This is a genomic window from Thermus scotoductus DSM 8553 (assembly GCF_000381045.1).
GTDB lineage: Bacteria > Deinococcota > Deinococci > Deinococcales > Thermaceae > Thermus > Thermus scotoductus.
Window position 1 is genome coordinate 70,553 of record NZ_KB905735.1, and the last position, 10,172, is coordinate 80,724.

Here is a 10,172-nt window from a genome sequence, read left to right on the forward strand (position 1 = left end):
AGCCGGACGAGGCCTTGAGGGAGGCCTTTAAGGAGGCCCTAAGCCGGTTTGCCGCCGGGGTGACCGTGGTGTCCGCCCGGCTGGGGGAGGAGGAGCGGGGCATGACCGCCACCGCCTTCATGTCCTTGAGCCTCGAGCCTCCCCTGGTGGCCCTGGGCATCCACGAGAAGGCGAGGCTTTTGCCCCTTCTGGAGGCCTCCCGGGCCTTCACCGTTAGCGTTCTGAGGGAAGGGCAGGAGGCGGTCTCCCAGCACTTTGCCGGCAAACCCCAGGAAGGGGTGGGGTTGGTGGACGGCAGGGTGGAAGGGGCCTTGGCGGTCTTGCGCTGCCGCTTGGAGGCGGTTTACCCCGGTGGGGACCACCGGCTTGTGGTGGGCCGGGTGGAGGCGGTGGAGCTGGGGGAGCCGGGCCTTCCCTTGGTGTACTTCGGCCGGGGATACAGGAGGTTGGTATGGCCATCGTGAGGGTGGGGTTCATAGAGCTTTGGGTGAGGGACCTGGAGAAAAGCCTGGAGTTCTACGAGGGGCTTTTGGGCTTCCGCCTGGAGCGCAAGGAGGGGAAGAGCGCCTACCTCCGGGGCTACGAGGAGCTGGAGTGGAGCCTGAAGCTCACCCAGGGGGACTTCCCCGCCGTGCGCAGCCTGGGCTTCAAGGTGGACGAGAGGGGGATGGAAGAGGCCCAGGCCTGGGTGGAACAGGAAGGGCTTCCCCACCGGTTGGAAACGGACTGGGGTAGGCCCAGGATGCTCCGCGTTCAGGACCCCTTCGGCTATCCCCTGGTGTTCTACGCGGGGGCCGAGAAGCTTCCCCGCATGTTGCAGGAGTACCACCTCTACCGGGGGCCGGGGATTCTACGCATCGACCACCTGAACCTCTTCTCCCCCGAGGTGGAGCGGGCCACCCGCTATTACCAGGAGAGGCTGGGCTTCCGCCTCACCGAGTACACGGAGGACGAGGAGGGGAGGCTTTGGGCCAGCTGGCTCCACCGCAAGGGGAACGTCCACGACGTGGCCTTCACCAATGGAGAGGGCCCGAGGCTCCACCACTTCGCCTACTGGCTTCCCGACCCCATGGCCATCCTGAAGGCGGCGGACATCCTGGCGGGAGCCCGCAGGACGAACCAGATCGAAAGGGGGCCCGGGCGGCACGGGATCTCCAACGCCATGTTCCTCTATCTCAAGGACCCGGACGGGCACCGCATCGAGCTTTACACCTCCGACTACCTCACCGTGGACCCCGACCTGCCCCCGGTGCGCTGACGGAGGAGCTCATGGCCCGGGCCATCGTGGCGGACATGGTGGCCAGGGGGGTCAAGACCGTGGCCTACATCGGCTTTAACGACGCCTACGGGGAGGGCTGGGCCCGCTTCTTCGAGGCGGAGGCCAAGGCCAAGGGCCTGCAGGTGGTGGCCAGCGAGCGCTACAACCGCCCTCCTGAACTTCTTCGCCCTCTCCGCCATGGTGGCCCTCTCCCTCTACGTGCTCACGGGTCTAGCGGGGATGACCAGCTTCGCCCAGGCGGCCTTCATGGGCATGGGGGCCTACGCCACCGCCCTCCTCACGGTCAAGGCTGGGCTTTCCCCTTGGCTTGGGCTTGGGGCCGGGCTCCTTTCCGCCCTTCTTTTGGCTTTGCTCCTGGGCCGAGGTGCTCCTCCTGGACGAGCCCGCCGCGGGGCTCAGGGCCCAGGAGAAGCGGGAGCTTGCCTCCCTCCTCCGCTCCCTGGCCAGGGAGGGCTACACGGTGCTCATCGTGGACCATGACATGGACCTCATCATGGGCCTGGCAGACCGGGTGGTGGTGATGAACTACGGGGAGAAGATCGCCGAGGGCACGCCCAAGGAGGTCCAGAGGAACCCCTTGGTGCGGGCGGCCTACCTGGGAGAGGAGGAGGTGGCATGAGTCTCCTTTCCGTTCAGGGTCTCACCGTGCGCTACGGGCCCCTCGAGGCGGTGCGGGAGGTGAGTTTCTCCCTAAAGGAGGGGGAGGCCCTTACCCTCATCGGCCCCAACGGAGCGGGGAAGACCAGCGTCCTGAGGGGGCTCTTGGGCTTGGCCCAGGCGGAGGGGAAGGTCTTCCTGGACGGGGCGGAGGTGCGGGGGCGAAGCCCGGAGGCCCTTCTTTCCCGGGGTCTGGTGCTAGTGCCGGAGGGCCGGGCCCTCTTCCCCGGGCTTTCCGTGGAGGACAACCTCCTCCTGGGAGGCTTTACCCGTTTTCGCCGCAGGGAGAACCTGAGGCCGGACCTGGAAAGGGTCTACACCCTTTTCCCCAGGCTTTTGGAAAGGAGGAAGCAGCCCGCCGGCACCCTTTCCGGTGGGGAGCAGCAGATGCTGGCCATCGGGCGCGCCCTTATGGCCGGGCCCCGACTTCTCCTTCTGGACGAGCCCTCCCTGGGCCTGGCTCCCCTGATGGTGCAGGAGATCTACCGCATCCTGAGGGAGCTTAAGGGCCAGGGGACCACCCTCCTGGTGGTGGAGCAAAACGCCAAGGTGGCCTTGGCCTTGGCCGATCGCGGGCTGGTGCTGGAGGCGGGGGAGATGGTCCTCGAGGGGCCCGCCGAGGCCCTGAGGCAGGATCCCCGGGTGGTGGAGGCGTACCTGGGGCTTTCCCGGGAGCCGGACGTGGCGGTTGCGCCAAGCGAGCACCTGGAGGAGGGGTAGGGAATGGGGCAGGCTGCTTCCCAGGGCGAACACCTGGAGGATGCCTTCATGCGGACCTTGGGCCTTCAGATTCAGCACCTGGCCCCGGGGGAGGCGGTGGTGGCGGGCGTGGTGGGGGAGGAGCACCTGAACCTCCACGGCACCGTCCATGGAGGATTTCTCTATGCCCTCGCCGATAGCGCCTTCGCCCTGGCCTCCAACTCCCGGGGGCCCGCCGTGGCCCTATCCTGCCGCATGGATTACTTCCGTCCCCTTTCCGCCGGGGCGCGGGTGGAGGCGAGGGCCCAGGAGGTCAACCTCTCCCGGCGTACCGCCACCTACCGGGTGGAGGTGGTGTCCGAGGGGAAACTGGTGGCCTTATTCACGGGAACGGTGTTTCGCCTGGGAGGAGATGCCTTTCCCGGTGCAGGGGAAGGGCTATCTTCCGGACAGAACGCTTGGCGCAAGGAGGAGGGATGATGTACCAACCGGAATTGGAAACCCTGTCCAGGGAAAAGCTGAGGGCTTTGCAGGAGGAAAGGCTTAGCAACATCGTGGCCTACGTGTACGAGAGGGTGCCCTTCTACCGACGGCTTCTGGACGAGGCAGGGGTGGACCCGAAGGGAGTGCGGACCCTCGAGGACCTCCCTAAGCTCCCCTTTACCAAAAAGGACCACCTTAGGGAAAACTACCCCTTTGGCCTCTTTGCCGTGCCCCGGGAAAGGCTGGCGCGCATCCACGCCAGCAGCGGCACCACCGGCAAGCCCACCGTGGTGGGATACACCAAAAACGACCTCCAGGTCTTTGCGGAGGTGGTGGCCCGCTCCCTGGCGGCAGCCGGGGCCAAACCCGGGATGATGCTCCACAATGCCTACGGCTACGGCCTCTTTACCGGAGGACTGGGCCTCCATGGGGGAGCCGAGGCCCTGGGGATGACGGTGGTGCCGGTGTCCGGTGGGATGACGGAGCGGCAACTCATGCTCATTCAGGACTTCCGCCCGGAGGTGATCTCCTGCACCCCCTCCTACGCCCAGACCCTGGCGGAGGAGTTCCGGAAGCGGGGGGTCTCCCCGGAGGAGCTCTCCCTGGAATACGCCGTGCTGGGCGCTGAGCCCTGGACCGAGACTATCCGGAAGCAGGTGGACGAGGGGCTTGGGGTGAGGAGCACCAACATCTACGGGCTTTCCGAGATCATCGGTCCCGGGGTTGCCAACGAGTGCGTGGAAGAACGCCAGGGGAGCCACATCTGGGAGGACCACTTCCTGCCCGAGGTGGTGGACCCGGATAGCGGCGAGCCCCTTCCTGAGGGCCAGGTGGGGGTTTTGGTCTTCACCACCCTCACCAAGGAGGCCATGCCCCTCTTGCGCTACTGGACGGGGGACCTCACCTTCCTCACCTACGAGTCCTGTTCCTGCGGCCGCACCCATGTGCGCATGGGTCCCATCCTGGGCCGCACCGACGACATGCTCATCATCCGCGGGGTCAACGTGTACCCCACGCAGGTGGAGGCGGTGCTTTCGGGTATCCCCGAGGTGGAGCCCTACTACCAGATCGTGGTGCGGCGGGAGGGTACCCTGGACGAGGCCGAGCTCAAGGTGGAGGTTTCCGAAGCCTTCTTCCAGGAGATCGGGCGCAAAGCCCTTTCCGATGAGGTCATCGAGGCGGACCACCGCCTCCACGCCCTGAGGGAGAAGGTGGCCCACAAGATCAAGGACAGCATCGGGGTGAGCATGAAGGTGACCCTCCTGGCCCCGGGGGAGGCCCCGAGGAGCGAGGGGGGGAAGCTGAGGCGGGTTCTGGACCTGCGCAAGAAGTAGCCATGCGTCCCATTCCCCCTGGCTTCCAGGCGGTTTTTGAGACCGTGGTCACCCCCGAGATGACCGTGGACTTTGAGGAGCTCGGCCCAGTCCATCCCGTTTACGCCACCTACTGGATGGCCAAGCACATGGAGCTGGCCGGACGCAAGATCATTCTCCCCTTCCTGGAGGAGGGGGAGGAGGGAATCGGCAGCTACGTAGAGGTGCGCCACCTGGCCTCGGCGCTCCCGGGGATGCGGGTCAGGATCGTGGCCCGGCACGAAAGGACCGAGGGAAACCGGGTCTACGCCAGCATGGAGGCCTACAACGAGCTTGGGGACCTGATTGGCCGGGGGCGCACGGAACAGGTGATCCTCCCCAAGGAGAAGGTGGAGGCCCTCTTCGCCCGGCTGCGGGAGAGGTGGGAGGCTAGGGGAAGGGTCTAGCTGCCTAGATCTGGTCCAAATCGGCAGGCGAGCGCAATGCTTCCGGCTCTGCCACGGGTGTCCGTTTGGAGTTTTACCCATCGGACTACCCGATGGAACCCCCTACTCCAAGTTTCAAGGTCCACGGGGAACTTTGCCCCCAAGAACATTGTACCCAATCCGTGCCCACCTGTGGTGGACGTGGGGGAGCTAAGCTCCCTTCGGTCGCATGTAGCTGCAAGGTACGCTGCAAGGTACGCTGCGCGTGACCGCGTGACCGCTGACCCATGTATCCCCGGTTTGGTCAGCCTGTGTCACGCGTTAGCGTATCTTGAGGGCTATCTTGGAAACCGGGGGATTATAGCTCCCCCACACCCCCTCTTTTCTCTAAAGCTTCAGGGGTCTGCCCGCAATAAGCAGGTAGACCTCCTGGGCTGCCTTCGCCAGCAGGGCGTTCACCTCTCCCAAGAGGTCCCGGTAGCGCCGGGCCAGGGGGTTTGCGGGAACGATCCCCATCCCCACCTCGTTGGAGATGGCGATGACCCGCTTGCCGCTGGAGGAGACCGCTTCCAGGAACTGCCGGGCTTCCGCGAGAGGATCGCGGTCCCTCTCCAGAAGGTTGGAAACCCAAAGGGTGACGCAGTCCACCACCACCGTGGGGTAACGGGCCCTCTTAAGGGCTTCCACCAGGTCTAAGGGTTCTTCCAGGGTTTCCCAGGTGGGGGGACGTTCCGCCCGGTGGCAGGCGATCCTCTCCGCCATCTCCCCATCCCGGGCCTCCGCGGTGGCGATGAGGGTGGCCCAGGGGCCGGCAAGCCTTTGGGCGTGGCGGCTCTTCCCGCTTTTGGCCCCGCCCAGGAGGAGGATGAGGCCGGGGGGAGGTGGGGGGTCAAGGGATTCCTCTTTCCCCCTGGGCGCTGGGGAAGGGTTTGGCCTAAGCCCTAGGTGGCGGTGGAGGTGCGCGAGGTCCAGGTGCTCCTCTAAGGCGTCGGCCAGCTGGTCCAGGACTGCCTCCAGGGCCTTGGCCTCTTGGCCGAAGAGGGCCCGCTGCACCCCAGGATTTTCCAAAAGGCCGTGAAGCCAGGTGGCGAGAAGGGGCCCCTCCTGGTGCACCAAGGGGATCCCCTGGCCGTGGTGGATCTCGTAACCCTGGGCCCTCAGGCCGTTCAACCTGGCCCAGAAGCCGGAAAGCCCCCGGAAGACCACCCCGGCCGGGCGTACCGTTTTCTCCCTGAGCATCCGCACCTGGAAGGGAAGGAGGCCTAGGCCTGGGAAAACCCCCTTGACCTCCACCCCCTCCTCGTCAAGGATGGCCTGGGCCAGCATCTCCGCTCCCCCGCAGATGGCCAGCACAGGTTTTCCCGCCTCGAGGTGGGCCCGCAGGAGGGGTAGGAAGCCCTGGAGCCAGGCCAGGTCCTTGGCGGGCAGGCGGCTTCCCGGGAGGATTAGGAGCTCGGCTCCCTGGGCCTCCTCGGGGGTACGGGCGTGCACAGGCTGGGCGAGTTCCGAAAGAGGCCAGAACTCGTCCAGGTTGGAGGCATGGGGGTAGCGGAGGATGGCCACCTTTGGGCCCAGGCTCTTTCTCGGGTGGTGGCGGAATCCATCCTCCTCGGGCAACTCCAGGGGAAGCATGGGCAGCGTGCCTAGGACCGGGATTCCCGTCCAGTCCTCCAGGAGGCGGTAGGCTGGTTCCAGCAAGCGGATGTCCCCCCGGAACTTGTTGAGGACGAAGCCAAGGAGCCTCTCGCGGTGCTCCCCCAGCAGGGCCCAGGTGCCGTAGAGGGCGGCCAGGGACCCTCCCTGGTCCACGTCGGCCACCAGGAGGGCCTGGGCCCCCGCCCACTCCGCCACCTGAAGGTTGGGGAGGTCCGGCCAAAGGTTCCGCTCCACCGGGCTTCCTGCCCCCTCGAGGACCAGGACGTCGAACTCCTTCCCCAAGGCCTCCAGGGCTTCCCGTACGGGAGCCTCCAGATGGGGTCTACGCTCCTTCCACGAAAGCCGGGAAAGAAGGGGGTCCACCCGGCCCAGGACCACCACCTGGCTTCCCTCGAGGCCCATGGGCTTGATGAGGATGGGATTCATGCGAGGATCGGGTTCGGTCCCTGCCGCCACCGCCTGGAGCCACTGGGCGCTGGCCATCTCCCCGCCCGCCACCACCCGGGAGTGGTTGGACATGTTCTGGGCCTTAAAGGGAGCTGCCCGGAGGCCCAGGCGCCGGAAGTGCCTGAGGAGCCCAGCGGTGATAAGGCTTTTTCCCACCCCGCTTCCCGTCCCCCAGATGATGAGCGCCTTAGCCTTCACCCTGAACCTCCAGAACCGGTGCGAAGGAGGTCTTGGCCAACGTGCAAGCCTTCGCTGTTCCCTCCCAGCCGTTCTGGGCCTTCAGGCTTGGCCCAGTGGGCCGAGGTGCCCTAGGCGAGGGGAACCAGGGCCATGTTTTAAGCCACCCCTTTTCCACGCTCATCAGGGTTCTGTCCTCCATCAGATCCTCGCGGCCAGGGCCTCGGCGAGGGCTGCCAGGAGCGCCTCTATAGCCTCCTCTCTTTGGGCAGAAAGCCTTAGCCACCCGGGCAGGCCAAAGCTGGTGGCGTCCCTTACCCGTATGCCCCTTTCCCTTAGCCTCCTGGCCACCTCCGTGGCCTGCTGCCCCACCCGCACCAGGAGGAAGTTGGCCGGGCTTTCCCGCACCGGTAGGCCTAGCTCCCGTAGGCCCTGGGCCAGGAGACGGCGCAGGCGGATGAGTTCCCTTTTGCTCTCCTCCAACCACCCCTGGGCCTCTGGGTCCAGGTGGCCTAAGAGGAGGGCCTCCCCGTAGACGGAAACCGGCCAGGAAGGAGCCAGATGGCGGAAGGAAGTGAGGTCCATGGGGGCCAAAAGGTACCCGGCCCGTATCCCAGTGAGGCCATGAGCCTTGTTGGGGCTGTACAGGCGCCAAGCTCCTTGGGGCAGGGGAAAGGGCTTTTCCATAAGAGGGTAATAGGCCAAATCCAACACCAAGGCCTCCCCGGCCCGTTGTGCGGCCTCCTCCAGGAAGGGGTACACCTCCCCCGTGGGGTTGTTGGGCACGCAGAGGAAGGCCAAGGAGCTTCGGGGTAGAAGCCTCAGGAACTCCTCCGGGCTTCCCGCCTCAAAAAGGGGCAGATCCAGGGCCCGCGCAGCCCTGGCGTACTCGCTGAAGGTGGGCTTAAGGAGGAGGATGGGGCCCCTGAGGTGGTTCCAGCGGGCCAGGCGGTGGATAAGTTCGCTGGTGCCTGTGCCCACGGCCACATGGCTTTCCGGAACCCCGTGGGCCTCGGCCAGGAGGCGGTGGGTTCTATGGTAGAGGGGGTCTGGGTAGCGGCTTGGATCGGCCTGCCTGAGGTACTCCAGGATCACGGGGTTGGGCCCCAGGGCGTTGGCGTTGGTGGAGAAGTCGTAGAGGGGCTCAGGACCCCCATCGGGCCCGCCGTGGATGGGCCTCAGCGCATCGTCCAGCATGGCTACATGCTATGCCCTTCTCGCTCCTCCGGAGTGTGGCCTGGCCCTAACCCCTGGCCCGCACCAGCCAGGCGGAGAGGCCCATGAGGCCTGTGAGGAGCAAGAGGGTGGCGGCGAAGGCCAGGCGGTGGTTGGGAAGGACGGCGTAGAAGAAGGCCAGGGAACCCCCGGCCAGGGCGCTTCCCAGGGCTTGGCCCAGGGCCCGGGCCACGGACAGGGCACCCGAGGCCAGCCCCTCGAGGCCCCCAGGCGCCAGGGAAAGCACCAGGGCGTTGTTGGCCGCTTGAAAAAGGGCCCGCCCTATCCCCAGGAGGAGGAGCCCCAAGGCCGAGCCCCAGAGGGGATGCCAAAGGGGCAAGAGGGCGAAGCCCACGCCCGCGGCCACCAGGAGGTAGGCCCCGAGGAGGGCCATGCGGTTGTACCCCAGGCGGTCCGCGGTGCGGCCAGCCCAGGCTCCCAGGAGGAGCAGTTGCAAGGGGTTGAGGAGGAGAAGGGTGCCGATGGCGCTGGGGGAGAACCCCTCTGCCCCCAGGTGGAAGGCCAAGGCCACGGTGGTGCCCAGGGTGTGGAGGAAGTACAAGGAGGTGGCCGCGAGGGCCTGAGGTTTAAGGCTTTAAACTGGAATGGTCTTCAGGATTAGCGGACTTAAGAAGAGGGCCGTGAGGGAAGTCTACACCCTTTTGGTGAAAAGGGGTCTGGCGCTGAGCCGACTGCCTTTTAGAAGGGTTTCACCTCTATCCCTGCTTCCTCCAGCGCCCTGCGCACCGCCAGTGCCACCTCGGGGGCGTTGGGGTTGTCCCCGTGGATGCAAAGGGTTTCCGCCTTGACCTCCACCTCCCCGCCATCCAGGGCCTCGACTTTTCTTTCTAGAACCATCCTGAGGGCCCGCCTGGCTGCCTCCTTGGGATCGCTGATCCAGCTTCCCGGGAGGGAGCGGGGGGCCAGCTGGCCGTTTCTCAGATACGCCCGTTCGGGAAAGGCCTCGAGGACCACCCTTAGCCCTGTCCTCCGGGCCTCCTCCTCGTACACCGTGCCGGGAAGCACCACCAAGGGCACTTCGGGGTCAAAGGCCTTCACCGCCTCGGCGATGGCCCGGGCGGTTTCCCGGTCGCGGCAGGCTCTGAGGTAGAGGGCCCCGTGGGGCTTCACGTGGTGAAGGCTTAGCCCTTCCGTTTTCAGGAAGGCGTAGAGGGCTCCTATCTGGTAGAGGACGTCCGCATAGACTTCCTCGGGGCTCAGGGCCATATCCCTGCGACCAAAGCCCACCAGGTCGGGGAAGCCCGGGTGGGCTCCCACCGCCACTCCATGGGCCTTGGCTAGGGCCACCGCCTCCCTTATGCGGGTGGGACTTCCCCCATGAAAGCCGCAGGCCAGGTTCACCGAGGTCACCAGGGGAAAGATTTCCCGATCGTGACCGTAGGTAAAGGTCCCATAGGATTCCCCAGCGTCGACGTTCAGATCTACGAACATAATTACCCCCTTACATGGAAAGCTTAACGTCCCGTCCTCCACACCTAACTTGGTAGCTTGTGCCCCTAAGTCCGTACTACCTACCCCCCATGCCTTCGTGTGCTACTTGACCCCAACCCCTGGGATGTGAAAAAAGAGGGGGTGCTATGCTTCCAAACCGAGAGCACCCCCTCTACTATCTTGACGCAGAAACCCTCCTCGTGGCCATCTACATCTGGGTGGACGACGAGCTCAAGGCCCTTCAGGCCCAAGGGTTCAAGCTCCCCAGAAAGCAAAGGCACCAGAAAGCCACCTTGGCTGAACTCCTGGCCCTGGCCATCTTTCTCCTGCTGCAGGGCCAGGACCTGGCCAAGGGCTACCTGGCCGCTA

Annotated in this window: 9 protein-coding genes and 5 pseudogenes; 10 read left to right on the forward strand and 4 right to left on the reverse strand. The window is 65.7% G+C overall.

Features of this window, described 5'->3' with window-relative positions; all coding sequences use genetic code 11:
• Positions 1 to 14: 14 nt before the first annotated feature.
• The 9 genes and pseudogenes from hpaC to F604_RS0104295 all read left to right on the forward strand — a co-directional run bounded on the left by hpaC (position 15) and on the right by F604_RS0104295 (position 4,877).
• Positions 15 to 464: a 4-hydroxyphenylacetate 3-monooxygenase reductase subunit gene (gene hpaC, locus F604_RS0104265; protein ID WP_026328963.1), complete on the forward strand. Its 450-nt coding sequence runs from the start codon at positions 15 to 17 to the stop codon at positions 462 to 464.
• Positions 452 to 1,258 carry a 3,4-dihydroxyphenylacetate 2,3-dioxygenase gene (gene hpaD / locus F604_RS11885; protein ID WP_019550552.1) on the forward strand — a complete coding sequence of 269 codons (807 nt, stop codon included), beginning with the start codon at positions 452 to 454 and terminating at the stop codon, positions 1,256 to 1,258. The genes hpaC and hpaD overlap by 13 nt, the downstream gene beginning before the upstream one ends.
• Positions 1,258 to 1,428 (forward strand): annotated as a pseudogene (locus F604_RS13545) (ABC transporter substrate-binding protein); the annotation flags it as partial. The gene hpaD and the pseudogene F604_RS13545, both read left to right, overlap by 1 nt.
• Before the next feature lie 28 nt (positions 1,429 to 1,456).
• Positions 1,457 to 1,579 (forward strand): annotated as a pseudogene (locus F604_RS13550) (hypothetical protein); the annotation flags it as partial.
• Positions 1,580 to 1,625: 46 nt separating this feature from the next.
• Positions 1,626 to 1,898: pseudogene (locus F604_RS11890) on the forward strand (ABC transporter ATP-binding protein C-terminal domain-containing protein); the annotation flags it as partial.
• Positions 1,895 to 2,656 (forward strand): ABC transporter ATP-binding protein, encoded by a 762-nt coding sequence (locus tag F604_RS0104280; RefSeq protein ID WP_019550555.1) that lies wholly within the window; start codon positions 1,895 to 1,897, stop codon positions 2,654 to 2,656. The pseudogene F604_RS11890 and the gene F604_RS0104280, both read left to right, overlap by 4 nt.
• A 3-nt stretch (positions 2,657 to 2,659) precedes the next feature.
• Positions 2,660 to 3,115: a hydroxyphenylacetyl-CoA thioesterase PaaI gene (gene paaI / locus F604_RS0104285; RefSeq protein WP_019550556.1), complete on the forward strand. Its 456-nt coding sequence runs from the start codon at positions 2,660 to 2,662 to the stop codon at positions 3,113 to 3,115.
• Positions 3,115 to 4,452 carry a phenylacetate--CoA ligase family protein gene (locus F604_RS0104290; RefSeq protein ID WP_019550557.1) on the forward strand — a complete coding sequence of 446 codons (1,338 nt, stop codon included), beginning with the start codon at positions 3,115 to 3,117 and terminating at the stop codon, positions 4,450 to 4,452. Before paaI ends, F604_RS0104290 begins: the two co-directional genes overlap by 1 nt.
• A 2-nt stretch (positions 4,453 to 4,454) precedes the next feature.
• Positions 4,455 to 4,877, forward strand: coding sequence for a thioesterase family protein (locus tag F604_RS0104295; protein WP_015716953.1), 423 nt, complete (start codon positions 4,455 to 4,457; stop codon positions 4,875 to 4,877).
• Positions 4,878 to 5,243: 366 nt separating this feature from the next.
• Here F604_RS0104295 and F604_RS0104300 read toward each other — a convergent pair whose 3' ends face one another.
• The 4 genes and pseudogenes from F604_RS0104300 to F604_RS0104315 all read right to left on the reverse strand — a co-directional run bounded on the left by F604_RS0104300 (position 5,244) and on the right by F604_RS0104315 (position 9,803).
• Positions 5,244 to 7,157 (reverse strand): cobyric acid synthase, encoded by a 1,914-nt coding sequence (locus F604_RS0104300; protein ID WP_019550558.1) that lies wholly within the window; start codon positions 7,155 to 7,157, stop codon positions 5,244 to 5,246.
• A gap of 180 nt (positions 7,158 to 7,337) precedes the next feature.
• Positions 7,338 to 8,333 carry a pyridoxal phosphate-dependent aminotransferase gene (locus F604_RS0104305; protein ID WP_019550559.1) on the reverse strand — a complete coding sequence of 332 codons (996 nt, stop codon included), beginning with the start codon at positions 8,331 to 8,333 and terminating at the stop codon, positions 7,338 to 7,340.
• A gap of 46 nt (positions 8,334 to 8,379) precedes the next feature.
• Positions 8,380 to 8,931, reverse strand: a pseudogene (locus F604_RS11895) (MFS transporter); the annotation flags it as partial.
• 119 nt (positions 8,932 to 9,050) lie between these two features.
• Entirely contained in the window at positions 9,051 to 9,803 is a 753-nt protein-coding gene (locus tag F604_RS0104315) for a LamB/YcsF family protein (RefSeq protein ID WP_019550561.1), read from the reverse strand.
• Positions 9,804 to 9,949: 146 nt separating this feature from the next.
• On the opposite strand from F604_RS0104315, the pseudogene F604_RS0104320 reads away from it, so the two are divergent.
• Positions 9,950 to 10,172 (forward strand): annotated as a pseudogene (locus F604_RS0104320) (transposase); the annotation flags it as partial.

Bases quoted from the DNA above. Each gene is read 5' to 3' on its own strand.
- F604_RS0104315 (WP_019550561.1), bottom strand. From the start codon at position 9,803: ATGTTCGTAGATCTGAACGTCGACGCTGGGGAATCCTATGGGACCTTT.
- paaI (WP_019550556.1), top strand. From the start codon at position 2,660: ATGGGGCAGGCTGCTTCCCAGGGCGAACACCTGGAGGATGCCTTCATG.
- F604_RS0104280 (WP_019550555.1), top strand. From the start codon at position 1,895: ATGAGTCTCCTTTCCGTTCAGGGTCTCACCGTGCGCTACGGGCCCCTC.
- F604_RS0104290 (WP_019550557.1), top strand. From the start codon at position 3,115: ATGTACCAACCGGAATTGGAAACCCTGTCCAGGGAAAAGCTGAGGGCT.
- F604_RS0104295 (WP_015716953.1), top strand. From the start codon at position 4,455: ATGCGTCCCATTCCCCCTGGCTTCCAGGCGGTTTTTGAGACCGTGGTC.
- hpaD (WP_019550552.1), top strand. From the start codon at position 452: ATGGCCATCGTGAGGGTGGGGTTCATAGAGCTTTGGGTGAGGGACCTG.
- F604_RS0104305 (WP_019550559.1), bottom strand. From the start codon at position 8,333: ATGCTGGACGATGCGCTGAGGCCCATCCACGGCGGGCCCGATGGGGGT.